Raw genomic sequence first — 21,578 nt, 5'->3', positions numbered from 1 at the left:
AGGACCCGCGCGGGCCGCCACGGTTGGGTCACACCCAGCCGTGGCGGGCCGCCTGCCAGGCCAGCTGCATGCGAGTCTCGGCACCAACCCGTTGCATCATGTCGCTGATCCGGCGTTGCACCGTGCGCTGGCTGATGCCCAGCTGGGTCGCGATCGCCTTGTCGCTGACACCGGCCACCAGCAACGACAGCAGATAGAGGTCATCGTGCCGGACAGCTTCCGAGGTACGTTCGGGCGCTGCGTGCTCAATGGCCGGCAGGGCGCCGGCGGCTTCGGTGACCTTCAGGGGCGAGGAGTTGGTCCAGTAACTCTCGAACAAGGCGATCAGGGCTGCGAGGAGGTTGCTGTCGCGGACCAGCGCGGCCGTAGGTTCGCCGGGACCGTCGCCACCACGCACCAGCGGGCACAACGCCAACTGACGATCGGCAATCACCATGCGCACCGGCAGGTGCGGGGTGGCCCGGGCCTGCTCGCCCTGCCGGATGCCTGCCGCGACGTTGGTGATCATGCCCGGCTCTTCGAGCAGCGCCTGCTCGTAGATCACCTGGTAACGCACACCGCGCGCGAGCATCTCGAACTCTTCGTTGTTGTCCTCCGATGGCATGGCCACGTGACCGGAGCGGCAGAACCACAGCGATTCCTCCCGGGTGCCAAGCTGAAGGTTGCGTAACTGCTGCCGGATCGCCGGCGCTCCGGTGACCACTTCCACCAGCTGTGTGGCGTCACGGCGGCGGACGCTGCTGCGGTACTCGTCGGCGAGGTGCGCGACCGCTCCGCGGGCGCGCTCGAGCGCTTCCTGGCCGCTGAGCAGCAGCGGTCCGAGCCCGATGTCGGGCGCCGTCACGGTGAAGCGCACGGACTCGCCATTGACACGGCGGCTGACCAAGCCCTTGGCGTGCAGCGAGTCCAGGACATTCTGCGCCTCGGACGCGGTGACCTCCAGCATCGCGGCCATGGCGACCGAATCGGCTTCGACGACGCCGACCAACAGGCGATACATGCGTTCTTCGGCCGCGCTGAGCCCGACCGCCTCGAACACCATTCCTCCTCGCCCTCGCTCGACGCTGCCCAGTCCCGAAGTACCAGCTCAGGGACGCTCACGCGGCGATATGACCCAGCTGGTATGTACCCGCCGGAGCGGGCGCCCCTCTACTGTACGGATACCCCCTGGAGGTTCAACCCTCCATCACCCTCGTCCCAGTAAGGAGATCCCCACAATGGATCGACGACTGAAGAGACTGGCCGCGGTACCCCTGCCCGCGGCCTTGGCCATCGCGCTCGCCACACCATTGAGCGCGGTCGCCAGCGACGATGTGGACGTCGCCGACCTGGCCACGCCAGAGATGCTCGCCGCGGCCGAACGCGACCTCGACCTGAGCACACAGGAAGCGATCGAGCTGTTCGCCAGCGACCTCGATGCGATCGAGACGCACGAGGAGCTGACCGAAACCCTGGGCGACGCTCTCGGCGGCAGCTGGATCGACGAGAGCGGCGACCTGGTCGTGGCGATCACCGACCGGAGCAAGGCAGCCGAGGTGCGCGCCAGCGGCGCCAAGGCCAAGCTGGTCGAGCACAGCGAGCAAGACCTCGGTGAGGTCGTGGCAGATCTAGACGAGTCGAATGTTCCAGACGCATCCGACATCCACGGCTGGTTCGTCGACGTCGAGTCGAACAGTGTTGTGGTGGAAGCGGCACCAGGTGCGGGACCGCTGGCCCGGGAATGGCTCGCCGAGGTGGGTGTCGACACCGATACCGTGCAGATCAAGACCTCCAGGACCGCACCCGAACCCCTCTATGACGTGATCGGCGGCTATCCGTACAACGTTCCCGGCTCGGGCTGCTCGGTCGGCTTTGCTGTCCAGCCACGTGGTTTCGTCACAGCTGGCCACTGCGGCCGGGTGGGCACCCGCACCACCGGCCACAACGGCGCGGCCCAAGGCGTCTTCGAGCGCTCGGTGTTCCCGGGCTCGGATGCCGCCTATGTGTCGGTCAACCAGAACTGGACCCCGCGCGCTCTCGTCTCTCGTTACGACGGCACCTTCGCCGCCGTGAACGGCTCGCAGGTCGCCCCCATCGGTGCCACCACTTGCCGCTCCGGCCGCACGAGTGGCTACCGGTGTGGCCAGATCCAGGCCTACAACCAGACCGTGAACTACGCGCAAGGGCCGGTCCGCGGGCTGACCCGGACCAACGCGTGCGCAGCCCCTGGTGATTCGGGCGGTTCCTTCATCGCCGCTGGAATCAATGCCCAGGGTGTCACTTCCGGCGGTTCCGGGTTCTGCGGCTCCGGTCAGCCGCCTCAGACCTTCTTCCAGCCGGTCAACCCCATGTTGAGCAGCTGGAATCTCAGGCTGGTCACGCAGTAGCGCTAATCACGACAATCCGGGGAAATCACTTGGGGCGGGTGCTTGCACCCGCCCCAAGTCGCTGTTCGCGATCACTTCCGCCAGCCGCACACACCCGAAGGGCGAAGCTCTGACCAGCGCTCACACTCCGCACTACACCCCTTCATCTCGGTTCCATCACGATCCCCACCAAAGGGACTACCTTTCGTTAGGATTGCTTCCAGTTCGGTCCTAGGCCACTGGTCAACCCTGGTTCACGTCCTGAGTACGGAAGAGGAACGGTATGTACCCACACGTGCCATTCCATGCACGAGCAAGTGGTCGGTCACTTGGCGTCCACCCGGAGGCCGGTCATCGAAGCAGGAATCGGCACCTTGGCTCGGCAGGTCTCGTGTCACGGCTCATCAGGGCACGTATGAGGACGGCTGCCGGCTGGCCACCCTCCCAGCACGTCTCGGCCTGACAGCGACCGGCAATCCCGGTCGGCTCCGAACTGACATCGAACAACTCACCCACGCAGGACTCCGTGCGGCAGGTGTCCTGTGCCTGCGTTATTCCCGCACTCATCGCCGGAAACGGGACGCCGTCCTGCGGCGCCGCCGGCCACTCACGGTGCTCACCGGCGGCTCAACCGGGTGCGCGAACTCCGCACTCACCTCAACGGAAGGGTCATGGACATGAGATCTGGCACCAAGAAGGCCCTGAACTGGGTCCCTGCCGTCGCAGTTCTGGCGCTGGTGGTCAGCGCGTGCGGCAACGACGACGACGGCGACGCCGCGGCCCCGGATCCCGATGGCGATCACTCGGGCGAACTGACCGTCTGGATCATGGGCGACGCCGCGGATCCCGTCGGCAGCGCCGTCGGCGAGATGGCCGCGGCATTCGAAGCCGAGCACGAGGATGTCAGCATCAACGTGGAATACGTGCCGTGGACCGCGGGGAAAGATCACTACACCAACGCGATCATCGCCGGCGAAGTTCCTGACCTGGCGGAATCCGGCAATACGTGGACGCCGGAGTTCGCCGAGGAGGGCGTGCTCGCAGAGGTGGATCTCAGCCGGGACGAGTTCGTACCAGTACTCGAGGAATCCGCGACCTTCGACGGCGCGACCTACGGCTACCCCTGGTACGGAGGTTCACGGGTCCTGCTCTATCGCACGGACCTCTTCGACGAGGCGGGCGTCGAACCGCCGGACACCTGGGACGATGTGCTTGAGATCGGCGAGACGATCGAAGCCGAAACCGGTGTCGCCGCGTTTCAGGTCGCGGCCAACAACCAGCACTTCTTCCTGCCGCTCGTATGGCAGGCCGGCGGCGAGATCGCGACTCAAGAAGGTGACACCTGGACGCCGGGATTCGACACCGCCGAAGGGCACGCAGCCTTCGAGTACTTCGACACCCTGTGGCAGACCGGCTGGAGTCCGCCGGACGCCCAGACCGACGACTTCACCTCGCTCAGCCTCGCCGAGGAGTTCACCAATGGCCAATCGGCGATGGTGACGGCGCTGCCCTGGCAGGTCACCGGGATCATCGCCGACAATCCGGACCTTGAGGGCAACATCGGCGCCGTACTGATGCCGGCCGGTCCGGCTGGCAACCGCGACACACTGGCCGGGGGCAGCCACCTCGTGGTGTTCGAAGAGTCCCAGCAGAAAGATCTCGCCGCGGCGTTCGCCGAATACATGATCGCCTCGGAACAGGCCACCGACTTCGCCGAGACCACCGGATTCTTCCCGGGCACGGTAGCCGAGGCCGAGGCCATCGTCGACGAGGACGACTGGCTCTCTCCGGTGGCTGCCGAGCAGTTCATCGAGCACGCCCGTGCCTATCCGGTGGCCGGCTGGTGGGGTGCGCTCGAAGGCGCCACCGCGGTGAAGGACACCCTGCAGGAGCTCATCGCCGGGAACTTCACCGTCGAGGAGGCCGCGGCCAACCTCGACAACGAGATCAACAGCCGGACCGGGAACGGTTCGAATTGAGTGAGGCTGGAGCACCTGGCCGGGGACCGTCTCTGGTTCCCGGCACGGGGCACCAGGTGACGCCACGGCCCGGACCCACGCGGTCGTGGCGGCGGATCTTCGACGACAGGCTGTTCCCCCTCCTGCTGATCGCCCCTGCGCTGATTTTCATCGTCGGACTGGTGGGCTTTCCGGTCGTGCGCACCGCGTGGCTGTCTTTCACCGACGCCGCCGGCATCCGCGCCTTGACCGAAGGCGACATGAACTTCATCGGCCTCGGCAACTACGTCGAGATCTTCTCCAATCCGATCCTGCGCCGCTCCGCGATCACCACCGTCGTGTTCGGCCTGATTTGCGTGGTCGGCACGATGGCACTGGGTATCGCGGTGGCCCTGCTGCTCAACCAGCCGTTCCGTGGACGCAGGCTGCTCGGTGTCCTGGTGCTGTTGCCATGGGCGATCCCGCACATCGCGGCGTCGTTCGTCTGGCAATGGCTCTTCAATGGGCAATACGGCGTCGTCAACTGGACGTTGTCATCGCTTGGTTTCTCCACGTTCGACGAGTTCTCCTGGTTCACCCAGTACTACACGGCCTTCACCGTCGTCGGCATCGTGGTGATCTGGCAGTCGTTCCCCTTCGTCACCATCGCGCTGCTGGCCGGGCTGCAGACGATTCCGAACGACATCATCGAGGCTGCGAAGCTGGACGGCACCACGGCCTGGCAACGGCTCAGGATGGTCACCCTGCCCATGCTGAAACCATTGCTGCTCGTGCTGGTCGTGATCTCAACGATCTGGGACTTCAAGATGTTCGACCAGGTCTGGGTGCTCACCGGCGGTGGGCCCGCCCGGCGCACCGAGGTGCTCTCGGTCAGCACCTACGTCGAGGGCATCACCCAGAGCCAGTGGGGCATGGGCTCGGCGCTGGCCATGGTGCTGTTCGTCATCCTCATCGTCATCACGATCATCTACATCAAGCTGATCCGCGAGGAGGAGCAGATCTCGTGACCACCTCGCTCACCCCGCCCGCGGCACCGCGTACCGGACCGCGCTACCCCACGGCGCAACAGCTGCGCCGCCGCCGGATCGTCCAGCGGATCTTCATCTATCTGGCGGCCATCGCCGTCGGCCTGTTCGCCGTCTTCCCGCTCTATTGGATGGCCATCACGGCGGTCAAGCCGCAGGCGGAGATCATCACCCCTGAACCGGTCTGGTGGCCGTCCGAGCTGGTCTTCGACCGCTTTCCCCAGGTGATCGACCGGGGCTTCGGCCGGTTTCTGCGAAACTCGCTGATCGTCGCCGTCACCACCACGGCCATCGGGCTCGTCGTGGCGACGATGGCCGGTTACGCGCTCGCCCGGTTCCGGATCCCGTTGCGGAAGTACCTCGCGCTGGTGATTCTGGCTACCCAGCTGTTTCCCGTAGTCGTGCTGCTCATCCCGCTGTTCATCGTCATGCGCAACCTCGGGCTGACCGGCAGCCTATGGGGTTTGGTCGTCGCCTATCTCGCGTTCATCACGCCGCTGATGATCTGGATCCTGCGCGGCTTCTTCCTGTCGGTTCCGAACGAACTCGAGGAAGCAGCCTTGATCGACGGCTGCACCCGGTTCGGTGCCATGCGCCGGGTCGTCCTCCCGCTCGCCGGGCCAGGCATCGCCGCCGTCTCGATCTTCGCCTGGATCGCGGCGTGGAACGAGTTCCTGTTCGCGTTGACGTTCGTGCGCAGCGAATCACTGCGCACGTTGCCGGTGGGGCTGGCCTTCTTCGTCGAACAGGAACGGGTGGACCACGGCGCGATCATGGCCGCATCGCTCCTGTTCACCCTGCCGGTGGTGGTGTTCTTCCTGTTCGTGCACAAACGGCTCACCACCGGGCTGGTCGCGGGAGCCGTCAAAGGCTGACCGGAAGGCCCCTGCTCAGCGCCTACGTGCCGCTCCCACCCGCGCGTTCAGGCGCTCGAGTTCGGCCTGCTCTGCCGGGGCCACGGGAACGTGCGCCGCGGAACGGATCCCGGCGGCGGCCTCGAGCCGGCGGGCGGCGTCGTCGTGCTGCCCGGCCAGCATGTACGCGCCGGCCATCCCTTCCAGCGCGCGTGTTTGCAGCCAGGGGTCACCCACGCGCCTGGCCGCATCCAGCCCCTCTCCGAACAGCCCCAGCGCCGCTTCGACGTCGCCACGCTGGACCGCGACGAACCCGAGTTCGGTCTGAATGTGGGCGACTCGATCGTGCGCTTGGATCCCGCGATTCCAGTCGAGCCAGCCCCGCAACCGAACCTCCGCGGTGTCGAGCTCCCCATCACGCCGGGCGACACCCCCGAGGCCAACCTCCGCGAGCTCCATCGCCACCTTGATGAAATGGTCGCCGGCGAGCCGCCGGGCACGCTCGAAGAATTCCTTGGCCGCCACGTTATCGCCGGTCAGCCACGCGATCTGGCCGAGGCCACAGAGCACGAAACACGCATCTGCCCACAGCCCGAGTTCTTCGGAGATGCGCAGCGACGTTCGGTACAGCCGGGCGGCCTCATCGAAATCACCAGTCAGGATCGCGCGTTCGCCGAGAAGGCTGGCGGCCATCGCGACACCCCATTGATCACCCAGCTCTTCGAACCACGCCATGGCCTGCTCGCCGTCCCGGGCAACCGAGGAGACCGCACCCTGGCGCAGACGATAGCTGCCGCGCACGACGAGCGCCGCTGCCATACCCCACCGGTCACCCGTGGCCCGGAACGTCGTCAACGACTGCTCGAGCAGGCCGGAGCCGATACCTCCGGCACTACTTCCGACGCTCAGCAGGCAGTAGCCAAGGGCCCACTCGGCGCGTGCTCGATCGAGTGGATCATCGAGGTCTTCGAGAGCCGAAAGAACCTCATCACTCATACCGGCCCAGTCCGGCTCCGCACCGGTACCGAAGGCCAACGCGGCCCGCCACACGACGGCACGAGACCGGACGGTGGCTGGTGCAGACCCCGGAACGGCCAACGCCGTCCCCAGCGACCGGCCAAGCTCTCCCAGTCGGCCACGCAACACCCAGTACCAGGTCAGCGCGTTACTCAAGCGCAAACCGAGCGTCGAGTCCGGCAGCTGAGCCGCTCCGTCGAGCGCGGCACGCAAGTTGGCGGTCTCGGCGTCGAGACGTTCCAGCCACTGCCGCTGCGCCACTCCATACAGGTGCGGCTCGGCACGCTCGGCCAGTTCGGTATAGAAGCGCAGCTGCCGGCGGCGGGTAGCCGGTAGCTCACCAGCTTCCTCCAGCCGCTGCACACAATAGGCCTGGACTGTTTCGAGCAACCTGAATCGGCGCTCCCCGCGGGGGCCGTGAGCCACCGTGACCAGCGACCGGTCCACCAGCCGCGCCAGCACATCGGGAACGCTGCCAGCGGCCACGCGATCATCACCGCAGATCGCTTCAGCCGCCGGCAACGTACTCCCGCCCGGCTGAACAGCGAGCCGGCGCAAGACGGTGCGTTCGTCGTCGGTCAGCAACTCCCAGCTCCAGTCGATCATGGCCCGAAGCGTCCGCTGCCGCGGCGGCGCATGCCGGCGCCCGGCGGTCAGCAACTGCAAGCGGTCGTCCAGCCGGGCCGCGAGCTCGTGCACACCCAGCGCGGACACTCGTGCCGCGGCCAGCTCCAAACCCAGCGGGATTCCGTCCAGCCGGCGGCAAATGGTCGCTACCGCATCGGCGTTGCCGGCGTCGAGGACGAAGCCTGGTGCCGCGGCCGCGGCACGCGCCACAAAGAGGTCCACCGCCGGAGACCGACGCAGCACCGCCGGATCGGTGCCGGCCGCTGGGTCCGGCAGTTCGAGCGGCGGAACCAGCCATACCACCTCACCGGATGCCCGGAGGGGTTCCTGGCTGGTGGCGACGATACGAAGCTCTGCCGCGGAGGTGAGCAGCACCTCGGCCAGTCCGGCCACGGCGTCGATCACGTGCTCACAGTTGTCCAGAATCAGCAGAACCTGCCGATCGGCGAACACACCGGCAAGTCGTTCGGTCACACTGGTGGAACCGGGCGAGCCCGGATTGCTCGCTCTGGGATCATCGCGGATTCCCATCGCGGTCAAGACCATCTCCGCCACGGTTGCCTCGCACTCGGCAAGGGAATCCGTGCCTGGTGCGCCCGGACGCTCGGCCGCGGCCAGCTCCACCAGATATACGCCGTCGGCCAACGTCTCCGCGGCTCGGGTGGCCACCTCCAGCGCGAGGCGGGTCTTGCCCACGCCACCCGGCCCCGTCAGCGTGACGAAACGGTTCGTCTTCAGTAAAGACGCCACCTCAGCAGCCGCCTCGGCGCGGCCGACCAGCTCGGTCACCGGCGTGGGCAGGCTGGGGCGGACGGTAACCGCAGGCGCCACCGGGACGGTCAGCGACGCATCCTGCCGCAGGATCGCCTGATGTAATGCGGCGACCGGCGCGCTCGGATCAAGGCCGAGTTCGTCGCGCAACCGCTCACGTAGATCGCCATAGCTGGCCAGGGCGTCGTTCTGCCGGCCGGAGCGATACAAAGCACGCATGTGCAACGCACGCAACCGCTCACGCAGCGGGTAACGGTCAACCAGATCGCTCAGCTCACCCACCAGCAGGCGATGTTCGCCCAACTCGAGCCGGGCCGCCGCCTGCTCCTCGATCGCCATCAACCGCTGTTCTTCCAGCCCGACGGAGGCAGAGCGCACAAAACCGGCGTCGGCGAAGTCGGCCAGCACGGGCCCACGCCACAGGGCGAGCGCATCGGCCAGCAGAGCTGCTTTGGCGCGGGGGACGTCGGTGCGCTGGGCCAACGTCAACAGGCGCTGGAACTGCTGCGCATCGAGGCCGTCGTCGGGGATCCGCAACACATAGCCGGGAGCTCGGGAAACCACCAGGTCTCGCCCGCCGGCTTCAGCGGATTCCAGGGCGCGCCGCAGCTGCGACACCTTTCCCTGTAGTGCGTTCGCCGGATTGTGGGGCAGCTGGTCACCCCACACGTCATCGATCAGCCGCTCCGACGAGACCACCTGGTCCGCATGGACCAGCAGGTCGGCCAGCAGCGCCCGCGTCTTCAGCTCAGGCACCGTCACCGGTTGCCCCTCGGCGGACCACACCGCCAACGAGCCGAGCATCCCGAAGCGCATGGCCCAACGCTAGCGCTCTGCGGGCACCGCCGCCGCCGACCGAGCGCTACCCAACAGCGGACCGCCAGCCAACCAACAGTGAACCCGCACGGCCAGCTCGAAGACTGGGCATCAGCGAGGCGAACCGAATGGTCAGGAGGGCGGTAAAGATGTCAGACACGCGACTACGTGTCGTGATCATCATCGGCAGTGCCAGAACCGGGCAGGGATTGGCCGACTGGTTCGCCGCCCACGCCAACCGGCGCGGCGACATCGACGTGGACGTGATCGACCTGACCGACGCCTGGCTTCCCGAGGCCGTGCCGGAGCTGATCTCCAAAGACCGGACACGGCGCCCCCGGGCGGTGCAGGACCTCGCGCCGTGGCTGGCGGCGGCCGACGGCTTCGTTGTCGTGACCGCGGAGCACAACGCCAGCTTCCCGGCCTTGCTCAAGAACACCATCGACTGGTTCGACGCGGAGTGGGCGGCCAAGCCGGTGGGCTTCGTGTCGTACGGCGGCGCCTCCCGTGGGCTGCACGCCGTGGACCACCTTCACCGGGTATTCACCGCGGTGGGTGCGGTCGGCATCGGCCAATCAGTCAGCCTCGGCGACGAAGCCGAACGCGTCTGTAGCGGCCAGCCCGACGCCGAACACGGCGCTGCCGCCACCACCATGCTCGACCAGCTGGTCTGCTGGGCGGCGATGCTCCGCGAACATCGCAACGTATCCCCGATGCCTGCCTCACGCCCATCCGACTCGGCCTGATCTCCACCTCTTCTATCCCCGCACCCACACCCGGTGCTGCGCCGAGCCAGAATTCGACCCCGTACTCAGAAGGAGCCCGACATGTCCGTCGCCCACCCGCCCCGATCCGGCGAACGCGCCGGGACACGGGAGTGGCTCGGCCTGGCCGTTCTGTTCCTCCCGGTGCTGTTGCTGGCGCTGGACAACACGGTTCTTTTCCTCGCGCTGCCCCATCTCAGTGCCGACCTCGAGCCCACCGGCCCTCAAATGTTGTGGATCATGGACATTTATGGCTTCATGATCGCCGGCTTCCTCATCACGATGGGCACGCTCGGCGACCGGATCGGACGCCGCCGGCTGCTGATGATCGGCGCGGTAACCTTCGGCCTCGCCTCACTGGCTGCCGCGTATTCGACATCGGCCGAGATGCTGATCCTGACCCGGGCGCTGCTTGGTGTCACCGCCGCGACACTGATGCCGTCGAGCCTCGCACTGATCAGCAACATGTTCACCGACCGCAAGCAACGTGCGTTGGCCATCGGGGTCTGGATGGCCGCGTTCTCCGGAGGCGCCATCCTCGGCCCCGTGGTGGGCGGGGTCCTGCTCGAGTGGTTCTGGTGGGGCTCGGTCTTTCTGCTCGGCGTGCCGGTGATGGTTCTGCTGCTGGCGCTCGGGCCGTTCCTGCTACCGGAATACCGCAACCCCGACGCCGGACGGGTGGACTTCCCCAGTGTGCTGCTCTCGTTGGCAGCCATCCTGCCGTTCATCTACGGCTTCAAGGAACTGGCCAAAGACGGCTTCGCCGCGACGCCGATACTTCTGATCGCCGCCGGGGCCGTCGTCGGCGTTGTGTTCGGCCGCCGCCAGCTCGCCCTTGACGATCCGCTGCTGGATCTGCGCTTGTTCGTGAACCGGTCCTTCAGCGCTGCGCTCGGGATCATGCTGATCGGGATGGGAACCATCGGTGGGGTCTACTTGTTCGTCACCCAGTACCTGCAGCTGGTCGAAGGGCTGTCACCGCTGCAGGCTGGCCTGCGCATCGCGCCCGCGGCGATGCTCGAGATGATCGTCGCCGTGCTGGTTCCGTTGCTGGCGCGCAGGCTGCCACCACCACACATCGTCGCTACCGGGCTCGTCGTCATGGCGGCAGGTCTGCTGGTTCTCACGCAGGTCGACAGTGCGCCCGGGCTGGGCCTCTTGCTTTCGGGAATGTTCGTCGTCTTCCTCGGCACAGCTCCGCTGATGGTGCTGAGCACCGACCTGGTCATCGCGACCGCGCCTGCCGAGAGGGCCGGATCCGCGGCGGCCTTGCCCGAGGTGAGCGGCGAGTTCGGGATCGCCATGGGGGTCGCCAGCCTGGGCAGCCTCGGAACCGTCGTCTACAGCAGTGGACTATCCGGCAACCTGCCGGCCGCGGTGCCGGCAGAGATGGCCGAGATGGCGCGGGAGAGCCTCGCCGGAGCGACAAGCGTCGCCGGACAACTGCCGGCAGAGCTGGGAGCCGAGATGCTGGATGCTGCTCGCAAGGCGTTCACCGACGGATTGAACACCACCTCAGCCGTCAGCGCGGGGCTGCTCGTAGGGCTCGCCATCCTGACCATGACGCTGCTGCGCCATGTCCGTCCCATCGGTCAGACCCACGACGATCAAGAGCCGGCCACTGGCCCGCACACCGAGAAGGAGGAAGCGTGACCATCATGGTCACCGGCACCGGCGGCATCGCGCACCGTGGCTCACGGCCGCTGGCCGGGCGAGCGAGCCGCCGTGCGCACGATGTTCCTGGCCATCCCCCCGAAGATCACCCCGTGGAGCGGCCAGAGCATCCACCAGTAGAGCTGGCCGGCCAGACCGCGTGGGACAAAGACGGCACGCTGCTGGTACACCGAGCCGTCGCCGTCCGACGTCACCCTCATCTCCAGCCAAGCCCGGCCTGGCACCTTCATCTCCGCCCGGAGCCGGAGCAAATTGCCGTGATCGACCTCTTCGACCCGCCACCAGTCGAGCGCGTCGCCCAGATGCAGGCGCGCCGGATCACGACGGCCCCGGCGCAGTCCGACACCGCCGATCATCCGGTCCGCCCAACCCCGGACCGACCATGCCAGCGGGAACGAATACCAGCCGTTCTCCCCGCCGATCCCTTCGACCACCCGCCACAGGTCGGCGGGCGGCACCGGCGCTCGCAGAGTGCGCCGGTCCGAGAGCACTGAACCCCCGGACCAGGAGGGGTCGGTCGGGAGCGGGTCCGACGGAGCATCGGATGACGAAGCCGTGGACCATCGGCTCTCGACCTCGGCGTCGCGGATGCGCTCCAGCGCCAGTTCGACCGCTTGCTCGTACGAGGTGAGACCGTCCTCGCCGGACATGTATGCGGCGATGTCGTGTTCGGTGCAGATGGCTTCATGCACCAGAGACTGGATGAGCGGCATGGCGATCGACTTCGGCACCGGTGTGACCAGATTGACCCATAACGCGGACAGTCCGGGTGTCAGCAGCGGGACCGGCACGATCAGCCGGCTGCTCAACCCGGCCACCTTGGCATATCGCCTCATCATGTCCGCGTACGTCATCACCTCGGGTCCGCCGATGTCGAAACTGCGGTTGAGATCGGACGGGAACCGGACGCAGGCAAGGAGATATCTCAGCACGTCACGGACTGCGATCGGCTGTGTGCGGGTATGCACCCAACGCGGTGTGATGCTGACGGGAAGCCGCTCGGTCAGGTAACGCAACATCTCGAAACTGGCGGAACCGGAACCGATGATCACAGCAGCCTGCAGCACAACTGTTGGCACCGGAGAACGCAGGAATATGTCCGCGACTTCCGCCCGGGAAGCCAGGTGCGCGGAGAGCTTAGACTCGTTCGGTGGGTGTAGCCCGCCCAGGTAGACGATCCTCGGCACACCGGCCCGGTGTGCGCTTCGCGCGACTGTCTCAGCGGCCTGGCGATCGATATCGGCGAACCGCTGCGAGTTCAGCGAGTGCACTAGGTAGAAGACCTGGTCCACGTCTGCCATGGCGTGTTCAAGGCTCTGGGCATCAAGCACATCGCCCCTGACCACTTCGACGTCAGCTGACCAAGGCAGGTCACGGAGCTTGCGCGGGTCGCGTGCCAGGCAACGCACTTCATGGCCATCGGCGACCAGCCGAGGCACCAATCTGGTTCCGATGTACCCCGTGGCCCCCGCAACGAGTACGCGCATCATTCCTCCGGGTCAGTCACACTCGCCTTCTTACCCGGGATTGTGAACCTCGGCAACGACGTCTCCGCCTCGAGGAGCCGGTGGGTCACTACGCCAGCAACTGGCGGGACACTCTGTCCATCACCTCGGCACGTCGCCGGTCGGAGTAGTCGGCCCGGATCAAATGGTCACCGACGCGCATCGACATCGTCATCAGGCAACGAGCCTCTACCTCCAGCTCGTCATCACAGAACTCGCCGAACAAGGAACGCAGGTATGCCATCTGCCGGTTATCGACACGACCAACTCGCTCCGCGATCACGGCATCGCGCCGCGCCCACTCGCGAATGGCCAGATCCACGGCCACCCCGAGTGTTGCTTCGTCGTCGACGGCGTCCACGGCCTCGAATAGCCGGCGCAGCTTGGTTCGCGCGTCCTGGTTGGCCGCGACCCCCTCCACGTGCTCGATCATCGCATCGGTGACCCCTCGCTCCCAGGTGTCGAGCATCTCCTCGAGCAACGCCGCGCGGTCGGCGAAATGCCCGTAGAAACCGCCCTTGGTCACCCCAAGCGCGTGCGCCAGTGTCTCGACCCGCACCGCATCCGGGCCTCCCGCGGCGAGCATTCGCAGCCCCTGGGCGATCCACGCCTCGGGTGGAGTCCGGACCTTCGCCATTGTCAGCCTCCGCTCGTGAAAGTGGCACTTCGCACCAATTATACGGCGCCGTACATTCGGTGATAGTCTTTATATACGCTTCCGTATGAATCGAGGTCGGATGAAACTCCCGGAGACCGCGTACACCGCCCAGCCCTGGCGGATTCATGAACTCGCCCCCGATTTCGCCATCGAGGACGTATGGGCCCTACCACCACAGGGGGATGCCGGCGAACTCCCTCGCCTTGTCTCGGCGATCTTCGGCAACAACTTCCCCGAAGGGGCTCCGTTGGTCGTGAGATTCCTCTGGAACGCCCGCTGGAAGATCGGCAAACTGTTCGGCTGGGACGAGGCATCACACGGACTCGGCGCCAGCGCGCCGTCACTGCGGGATCGGTTGCCCGACGAGCTGCGCGGCATATCCACCGAGCCAGAGATCGACATCCAGCCGTTCTCCACCGTCTACTATCTCGACGACGAATTCGCCGCCGAGATGGCCAACCGGACCGTGCACACCGTGATGCACCTGGGCTGGATCCCGGACGGGAAGGGCGCCTACCACGGCCAGATGACCGTCCTGGTCAAGCCGAACGGACGGCTCGGCTCGATCTACCTGGCCGGGATCGCCCCGTTGCGCCGGTTCTTGGTCTACCCGGCACTGCTCCGCCGCATCGACCGGCAGTGGCACAAACAGGCTAGCTCGTAGAAGGCGCTGGTCGTCGAGTCCCGCGAGACGATGCCGAAGGGCGAGCCCGACGAGCACCGCGACGCCGGCGAGAGGTGACGACGTGGTGGCAGGAACGACGAAGCGGCTGACCAGAAACACTCTGGCCAGCCGCCTCACAGGGTGTGGAGGTGCCGAGAATCGAACTCGGGTCCTTCGACGCCTCTCCAGGGCTTCTCCGGGCGCAGCTTGCTATGCCTCTACTTGGCTCCGGTGATCACGCAAGCAAGTCACCGTGACGAGCCCAGCCACGTACATGTCCCTACCGACCCCGTAGCCGTGCCGGCAGGTGAGCCTCCTCAATGATGCCGAGCACCGGGACGGAAGCACTCCCGGGTCGACAGACTTCAGTCTCTTGCCTCAGGCGGCAAGAGCGAAGTCAGTGCGCTTTTCGTTGGCACTTATAACGTTTGCCGCGATCGTTTACGAGATGACGCGACATCCTCGGCCCGCTTCCCCTGGTTCATCGTACGAAGTCGAAACCGCTCACCCCCTGTTGAATTATCAATGCCTCGCCGACCAGCGAAGTGGCCACGCCGTCAAGGCGATACAAGGCTACACGGAACAACACCCTTCCGGCGACCGACATTCCCGCCCCATGATTCGTGCGGAAGAAGGTTTCGCTGAGGGCTACTCGCGAGTAACAATTGATGGTAGATCTCCGCCGAAGCTGGGAGGCGAACAATGACAACGACGCAACCCGCCGCGGTTCACGTCGATGAGCAAGAAGCACGCCGAGTCGCAGAGGCCGCACGTGAGACGGAGTGGCGCAAACCCTCGTTCGCGAAGGAGCTCTACCTGGGCCGGTTCCGGCTCGACCTCATACACCCCCACCCGACCCTGTCGGCCGAAGACACCGCCCGGGCTGCCCGCTTCCTCGAGCAGATGTACACCGTATGCACCACCGAGCTCGACGCTGCCGTCATCGAACGCGAGGGCCGGATCCCCGACGAGAGCATCAAGGCGCTGGCCCGCATCGGGGCGTTCGGGATGAAGATCCCGGAGGAGTACGGTGGTCTCGGACTGACCCAGGTTGCCTACAACGAAGCTCTCCGGCTGGCCACCAGCGCTCACCCGTCCCTGGGCGCGCTACTCTCCGCCCACCAGTCGATCGGTGTGCCCGAACCGGTCAAGGCGTTCGGCACCGAAGAGCAGAAACAGGAGTACTTGCCCCGCTGCGCCCGGGGGGCCATCAGCGCGTTCCTACTCACCGAGCCCGACGTCGGCTCAGATCCCGCCCGGCTAGCCACCACCGCCACACCGATCGAGGACGGCAACGCCTACGAACTCGACGGCGTCAAACTCTGGACCACCAACGGCGTGGTTGCCGAGCTTCTGGTCGTCATGGCCCGGGCGCCGGAACGGGAGGGCGAACGGGGAGGTATCACCGCGTTCATCGTGGAGGCCGACTCTCCAGGAATCACGGTGGAGAACCGGAACGCCTTTATGGGGTTGCGTGGGATCGAGAACGGTGTCACCCGCTTCGACCGGGTCAGGGTACCGGCGCAGAATCGCCTCGGCCCCGAGGGCGGCGGCTTGAAGATCGCGCTGACCACCCTCAACACCGGCCGGCTGGCCATCCCGGCCACCTGCTCCGCGGCTACCAAATGGTGCGCGAAGATCGCGCGCGAATGGTCGGCGGCACGGGTCCAGTGGGGAAAGCCGGTCGGCAGGCACGCCGCCGTCGCACACAAGATCTCCTACATCACCGCCACCGCGTTCGCACAGGAGGCCATACTCGAGCTGTCAGCGCACATGGCCGACGAGAACCGGCACGACATCCGGATCGAGGCAGCGCTGGCCAAGTTGTGGTGCAGTGAGACCGCATGGAAGGTGGCGGACGAGCTCGTCCAGATCAGGGGCGGACGGGGTTACGAGACGGCGGACTCCTTGCAAGCGCGCGGCGAGCGGGCGGTCCCGGCCGAACAGGTCCTGCGTGATCTGCGGATCAACCGCATCTTCGAAGGCTCCACCGAGATCATGCATCTGCTGATCGCACGCGAAGCCGTCGATGCGCATTTGCAGGCAGCCGGTGACATCATCGATCCCGACGTCGCCCTTGCCGGCAAGGCCAAGGCCGCGGCGAGCGCAACGGGCTTCTATGCGAAGTGGCTCCCCAAACTCGCCACCGGCACTGGACAACTACCGAACGCTTACAGCGAGTTCGGCACGCTGGCCACCCATCTGCGCTACATCGAACGGGCCTCACGCAAGCTCGCCCGGCAGACGTTTTACGGGATGGCTCGCTGGCAAGGCAAGCTGGAGAAGAAACAGGGATTCCTGGCACGGGTCGTCGATATCGGCGCTGAACTGTTCGCAATGGCAGCGGTCTGTGTGCGGGCGAACATCATGCGCTCCAACCCGGAGGGCCTGGCTCTCAGTGTCGCGGCAACCGGCTCCGACGGCCCAGGGAACGGTGGTGCGAGTCCCGCGGAGACAGCGGAAGAGCTGGCCGATGTGTTCTGCCGGCAGGCCCGGCTGCGGACCGAAGGGCTATTCCGCGCGCTGTGGCACAACACCGACTCCGCCGACGAGTCTCTGGCCAAGGCCGTGCTGCAAGGCCAGTACACCTGGTTCGAAGCCGGGGTGCTCGACGTCAGCGAAGGAACCGGACCGTGGATCGCCGATCCCGATCCGATCCCGAAGGAGAACGTCGCCCGCCGTATGCTTCCGTCGACACGCTCACCTGGGTAGCTCTTGGCAGCGGGCTCGGCGCTAGCGGCGGCGGGCCCGCGACATGGCGCGCTCGGCTTCCCGCTTCGCCTCGCGCTCGGCGATGGCCTGCCGTTTGTCGTGTGTCTTCTTACCCCGAGCCAGCGCGATCTCGACTTTGGCGTAGCCGTCCTTGAAATACAGGGACAGTGGTACGAGGGTGAAGCCCTTCTCCTTCGTCTTGCCTATCAGCCGGCTGATCTCGTCCCGCCGAAGAAGTAGCTTTCGCGACCGGCGCGGCTCGTGATTGGTCCAGGTCCCGAGGTCGTACTCCGGGATATGAACGTTGCGCAGCCAAACCTCACCGTCACGAACCTCGGCGTAGCCGTCGCCGAGCGACGCCTTGCCGGCCCGGAGCGACTTCACTTCGGTGCCCGTCAAGACCATGCCGGCCTCGTACGTGGCATCAATGTGATAGTCGTGCCGTGCCTTCCGGTTCTGCGCCACCAATGTGCGTCCGCGCTCGCGAGCCATAACCACAGGATCTCATCTGCGACGCCGCCAGCACGAATCCATTTCGCCGGCGTCACCCATCTCCGGCACCGGACCCGGTCCGGGGGCACGTGTCCACGCCGTGCCGGTTCCGGGGGCCGGCTCGTTACCCGAGATAGTCCATGGGATTCCGCAGCGAGCCACCCACGTAGAGCATGAAGTGAAGGTGGCAGGCCGTAGACATCCCGGTGGTACCGGAGTAGCCGATCACCTGTCCCTGCGACACCTGGGCACCAGCACCGACGGCATAGCGTGACAAGTGGCTGTAGGTGGTCACCATGCCGCCATGGTTGACCGCGACCTGATTGCCGTACGCGCCTCGGTATGACGCCCACTCGACGGTGCCCGCCGCCGACGCTCGGATCGGTGTTCCGCAGTATGCGCGGAAATCGGTGCCGTCGTGCAGCTTGCGTACGCCGGTGATTGGATGAGTACGCATGCCATAGGGCGAGGTCACGTATGGCTGCGAGACCGGGAACCGCAGACCACTCGACGAGTTGCCGTCGTCGTTGCCGCCACCGCCGCCGCCGTTGTCGCCGCCACCACCGCCGCCGTTGTCGCCGCCGCCACCGCCGCCGTTGTCACCACCACCGTTGTCACCGCCGCCGTTGTCACCGCCGCCGTTGTCCCGGTCCCGCTCACGCTCACGTTCCCGCTCGCGTTCCCGTTCCCGCTCGCGTTCCCGCTCACGCTCCCTTTCGCGTTCCCGTTCAGCGTGTTCACGCTCGAGTCGGTCGATATCGCTCTGGATGCTGTTGCGTTCGGACTCCAGCGCCTGATACTGCCGCTCGTTCTCGTCCCGGGCCGCCTCGGCCGCCAGCCGCGCGTTCTCGCGCGCTTCGACCAATGCCTCGACCTCCGCTTTGGCGTCGGCCGCGGCTTGCGTGGCTTGCTCGGCCTCTGCCTGCATCTCCCGGGCTCGGGCCTCGGCCCGCTCGGTCTCCTCGAGTTGCTCGGCTGCCTGCTGGCGCAGCTCCTCGGCCTCAGCCTGTAGGTCCTCGAGAACAACACGTTCGTTGGAGAGTTCGGCTCGATCGTCTCGCAAGTCGGTCAGGACCATGGTCTCGGCATTGACGACCGCCCTGGTGGCCTCGACCGTCGTCAAAAGCTCGTGAAGATCGGTGGCCTGCAAGGCCGCGGCGAGAGTGGCGAGCTCACCGCCGGTGCCACGCTGGTACGCCTGTGAGGCGACCTGGCTGATGGACGCCCGTTTTCCGTCGATACGCTCGTTGACGTCTGCGATGCGGACCTTCTGGTCCTCTACCCGCTTCTCCGCAGCTGCCAGTTTCTCAGCCGCCTTCGCGTCGGCCGCCCGGGCGGCAATGACCTCGCCCTCAGCGATCTCGACCTCACGGTTCGCATCCGCCAGTGCAGATTCGGCATTGGCCAGATTCTCTTCAGCCGCCGGTATCTGACTCACGGCCTCCTCGAACGCCTGAGTCGCCTCGTTCAGCTCTTGGGTGGAGTGTGCGATCTCTTCCTGGAGCTCATCGAGCTCACGCTCGGTATCCTCGAGTTGCTCTTCTCCCTCGCGGATCTGATCCTCGAGGTTGTCGGCCCATGCTGGGCTCAGCACCGAGAACGCCACGCCCAAGGTGAGCACTAGCGCCAATCCTCGGCGGTACCACGAGGCCCCGTTAGTCACACGATTCACACTTGACTCCTCCGTACCAGACGTGCACGACCGTAACATCATTCACACGCACATGGAAGAAGTACGGAGGAATCGGCATGCGGGCAGGCACCTCACACCGAGAATGGTAGAGGCGATTTGCCCGAAACGTTGGGGGCGGGGCCCCCTGAATTCACACGTACTTAGACCCGCAAATAGCGGCGAAGTGTGATAAATGACGCAAAGGCCGAGATGAGCACACCTGTCAGCAACAGCCATGGAACCATCATCCACACGTCACCCTGACTGACCCATGCGGTGAAGGTGAAGTTGGGCGCGAGCAGGCGCGATACCGCCACCTCTTGCAGGGCGAACACCGCCGCACAGCCCAGAATGGACCCAATGAGCCCCGCGATCGCGGCCTCCAGAATAAAGGGCAACTGAATGTAGAAGTTCGACGCGCCCACCAGGCGCATGATCCCCGTCTCTCGCCGTCGACTGAACGCCGCGAGACGGATGGTATTAGCGATCAACAATGTGGCCGCCACCACTTGGATCACCGCGATGACAATAGCCCCGACTTGGAACCAGTCCAGGAGTCTGAACAGCGGCCCCAGCACTTCTCGTTGATCATGGACATTCTGCACCCCCGGCAATCCCGCGACGGCAGAGACCACGCCGTCGTATTGATCAGGATCGACCAATGCGACCCGGAATGCCTCTTGCAACTGGTCCGGAGTGATGACCTCTGCCACCGGGTCGTCCAGGGGCTCGGTGAACCGGTCGTACGCCTCTTGCTGAGACTCGTAGAAGACCTCCGCGACCTCGGGATGGCCCTCCAGGGTCTGCAGAATCGTCTCCCGCTCGTTGTCGCTGACCTCACCCCCGGCGCAGTTCTCCGCAACCGAGTAGGCGTTGCACATGAACACCGAGATCTCGACCTTGTCGTACCAGTAGCCCTTGGTCGCCTCGGACTGGGCACGGATCAACAGCCCGGTGCCGAACAGGGCGATCGAAATGGAGACGGTGATGACGACCGCAATGGTCATCGTGAGATTGCGCCGGAGGCCGGTCGCGATCTCGGACAAGACATACTGGAAGCGCATCGCTTGATTCCGTAAGGGTGAGAGAGGGCTTGGCGGTCAGCGCGTGTAGCCGTACACGCCCCGGGACTGGTCTCGCACCAGCCGGCCGTGCTCGAGCTGAATGACCCGCTTGCGCATCTGGTCGACGATCGATTGGTCGTGTGTGGCCATGACGACAGTGGTACCCGTCCGGTTGATTCGGTCCAGCAGCTTCATGATTCCGACGCTTGTGGCCGGGTCAAGGTTCCCGGTGGGCTCGTCGGCCAGCAGAATCAACGGCCGGTTCACGAACGCTCTGGCCACCGCTACCCGCTGCTGCTCACCACCGGAGAGCTGATCGGGCATCCGGTCTTGCTTGCCGTCCAGCCCGACGAGATCCAGCACCGCGGGCACGTCCCGCAGGATCTGCCGCCGGGGTTTGCCGATCACCTGCAGCGCGAAAGCGACATTCTCGAAGACCGTCTTGTTGGGCAACAGGCGGAAGTCCTGGAAGACGGTGCCGATACGGCGCCGCAGGTGCGGCACCTTCCAGTTCGACAGCCGGTGCAGGTCCTTGCCGGCCACCCTGATCCGGCCCGACGTCGGCCGTTCCTCCTTCAGCACCAAGCGCAGGAAGGTCGACTTGCCAGAGCCCGAAGGGCCCACGAGGAAGACGAACTCTCCTCGCTCGACCTCCATGGTCAAGTTGTCCAAAGCCGGCCCCGACTGGGTGGGGTACACCTTGGTGACAGTGTCGAATCGGATCACGTTGCCTCGCCGACGATATGGGGATCTTCCACGTCCGGAACTGGTCGCTCGCGTAAACGCCGCACCCGAGTGTACGTCGTCTTCGGTGATACGGCACGGCCGAGCGGGCCGAACCGTCGTGTTTCACGACTCACCGTGGCGATTGCACTCGGAGCACCGCAGGCCCGAATCAAGATTGCCGATGGGCCGGGCGGTGCGCACAGCAGGCCGGGCGCCCCTCCTAGAGGAGGGACG

At 66.0% G+C, this 21,578-nt stretch carries 16 protein-coding genes and 1 other RNA gene; 8 read left to right on the top strand and 9 right to left on the bottom strand.

Translation table 11 applies throughout. The features are described 5' to 3' along the window. Positions 1–28: 28 nt before the first annotated feature. Positions 29–1,039 carry a LuxR C-terminal-related transcriptional regulator gene (locus F7O44_RS31940; protein WP_222851425.1) on the bottom strand — a complete coding sequence of 337 codons (1,011 nt, stop codon included), beginning with the start codon at positions 1,037–1,039 and terminating at the stop codon, positions 29–31. A gap of 178 nt (positions 1,040–1,217) precedes the next feature. Between F7O44_RS31940 and F7O44_RS16510 the strand changes: the two genes are divergently transcribed. The 4 genes from F7O44_RS16510 (at position 1,218) to F7O44_RS31935 (ending at position 6,203) form a co-directional block, all read left to right on the top strand. Then, a complete protein-coding gene (locus tag F7O44_RS16510) occupies positions 1,218–2,366 on the top strand; it encodes a S1 family peptidase (protein WP_222851424.1) in 1,149 nt (382 codons plus the stop codon). A 650-nt stretch (positions 2,367–3,016) separates the two neighbouring features. Then, positions 3,017–4,324 carry an extracellular solute-binding protein gene (locus F7O44_RS16505; protein ID WP_162451358.1) on the top strand — a complete coding sequence of 436 codons (1,308 nt, stop codon included), beginning with the start codon at positions 3,017–3,019 and terminating at the stop codon, positions 4,322–4,324. Between the two features lie 56 nt (positions 4,325–4,380). After that, entirely contained in the window at positions 4,381–5,310 is a 930-nt protein-coding gene (locus F7O44_RS16500) for an ABC transporter permease subunit (RefSeq protein ID WP_162451357.1), read from the top strand. Continuing rightward, positions 5,307–6,203 carry an ABC transporter permease subunit gene (locus F7O44_RS31935; RefSeq protein ID WP_162451356.1) on the top strand — a complete coding sequence of 299 codons (897 nt, stop codon included), beginning with the start codon at positions 5,307–5,309 and terminating at the stop codon, positions 6,201–6,203. Before F7O44_RS16500 ends, F7O44_RS31935 begins: the two co-directional genes overlap by 4 nt. 15 nt (positions 6,204–6,218) lie before the next feature. On the opposite strand, the gene F7O44_RS16490 is transcribed toward F7O44_RS31935, so the two are convergent. Next, positions 6,219–9,413, bottom strand: a complete 3,195-nt coding sequence (locus F7O44_RS16490; protein ID WP_162451355.1) for an AfsR/SARP family transcriptional regulator — start codon at positions 9,411–9,413, stop codon at positions 6,219–6,221. Positions 9,414–9,562: 149 nt separating this feature from the next. Here F7O44_RS16490 and F7O44_RS16485 point away from each other — a divergent pair, with 149 nt between their 5' ends. Together F7O44_RS16485 and F7O44_RS16480 are read left to right on the top strand one after the other, a co-directional pair. Continuing rightward, positions 9,563–10,159 (top strand): NADPH-dependent FMN reductase, encoded by a 597-nt coding sequence (locus F7O44_RS16485; protein ID WP_162451354.1) that lies wholly within the window; start codon positions 9,563–9,565, stop codon positions 10,157–10,159. Between the two features lie 81 nt (positions 10,160–10,240). After that, entirely contained in the window at positions 10,241–11,830 is a 1,590-nt protein-coding gene (locus F7O44_RS16480; protein ID WP_162451353.1) for an MFS transporter, read from the top strand. Between the two features lie 41 nt (positions 11,831–11,871). On the opposite strand, the gene F7O44_RS16475 is transcribed toward F7O44_RS16480, so the two are convergent. Further along, complete coding sequence (locus F7O44_RS16475) at positions 11,872–13,338, bottom strand: SDR family oxidoreductase (protein ID WP_162451352.1); 1,467 nt, start codon at positions 13,336–13,338, stop codon at positions 11,872–11,874. Between the two features lie 88 nt (positions 13,339–13,426). Further along, positions 13,427–13,993: a TetR/AcrR family transcriptional regulator gene (locus F7O44_RS16470; RefSeq protein WP_162451351.1), complete on the bottom strand. Its 567-nt coding sequence runs from the start codon at positions 13,991–13,993 to the stop codon at positions 13,427–13,429. A gap of 100 nt (positions 13,994–14,093) precedes the next feature. Between F7O44_RS16470 and F7O44_RS16465 the strand changes: the two genes are divergently transcribed. Continuing rightward, positions 14,094–14,678, top strand: coding sequence for a DUF2867 domain-containing protein (locus tag F7O44_RS16465; RefSeq protein ID WP_162451350.1), 585 nt, complete (start codon positions 14,094–14,096; stop codon positions 14,676–14,678). Between the two features lie 141 nt (positions 14,679–14,819). On the opposite strand, the gene ssrA is transcribed toward F7O44_RS16465, so the two are convergent. Beyond that, positions 14,820–15,190, bottom strand: a transfer-messenger RNA (tmRNA) gene (gene ssrA / locus F7O44_RS16460). Between the two features lie 190 nt (positions 15,191–15,380). Here ssrA and F7O44_RS16455 point away from each other — a divergent pair. Next, entirely contained in the window at positions 15,381–17,390 is a 2,010-nt protein-coding gene (locus tag F7O44_RS16455; protein WP_162451349.1) for an acyl-CoA dehydrogenase family protein, read from the top strand. A gap of 21 nt (positions 17,391–17,411) precedes the next feature. Here the strand turns inward: F7O44_RS16455 and smpB are convergent, their stop codons facing one another. The 4 genes from smpB to ftsE form a co-directional block, all read right to left on the bottom strand. Continuing rightward, positions 17,412–17,882: an SsrA-binding protein SmpB gene (gene smpB / locus F7O44_RS16450; RefSeq protein ID WP_162451348.1), complete on the bottom strand. Its 471-nt coding sequence runs from the start codon at positions 17,880–17,882 to the stop codon at positions 17,412–17,414. Positions 17,883–18,006: 124 nt separating this feature from the next. Continuing rightward, on the bottom strand, positions 18,007–19,554 hold the full coding sequence (locus F7O44_RS31930) for a peptidoglycan DD-metalloendopeptidase family protein (RefSeq protein ID WP_162451347.1): 1,548 nt from the start codon (positions 19,552–19,554) through the stop codon (positions 18,007–18,009). Positions 19,555–19,715: 161 nt separating this feature from the next. Beyond that, positions 19,716–20,618 carry a permease-like cell division protein FtsX gene (gene ftsX, locus F7O44_RS16440; RefSeq protein ID WP_162451346.1) on the bottom strand — a complete coding sequence of 301 codons (903 nt, stop codon included), beginning with the start codon at positions 20,616–20,618 and terminating at the stop codon, positions 19,716–19,718. A gap of 36 nt (positions 20,619–20,654) precedes the next feature. Then, the gene (gene ftsE, locus F7O44_RS16435; RefSeq protein WP_162451345.1) at positions 20,655–21,344 is read right to left on the bottom strand and encodes a cell division ATP-binding protein FtsE; all 690 of its coding nucleotides are present in this window, start codon (positions 21,342–21,344) and stop codon (positions 20,655–20,657) included. Between the last annotated feature and the right edge of the window lie 234 nt (positions 21,345–21,578).

The organism is Phytoactinopolyspora mesophila (assembly GCF_010122465.1).
GTDB classification, from domain to species: Bacteria; Actinomycetota; Actinomycetes; order Jiangellales; family Jiangellaceae; genus Phytoactinopolyspora; species Phytoactinopolyspora mesophila.
The sequence above is the reverse complement of the archived record's forward strand: the minus strand, read 5'-3'. Positions and strand labels throughout refer to the sequence as shown.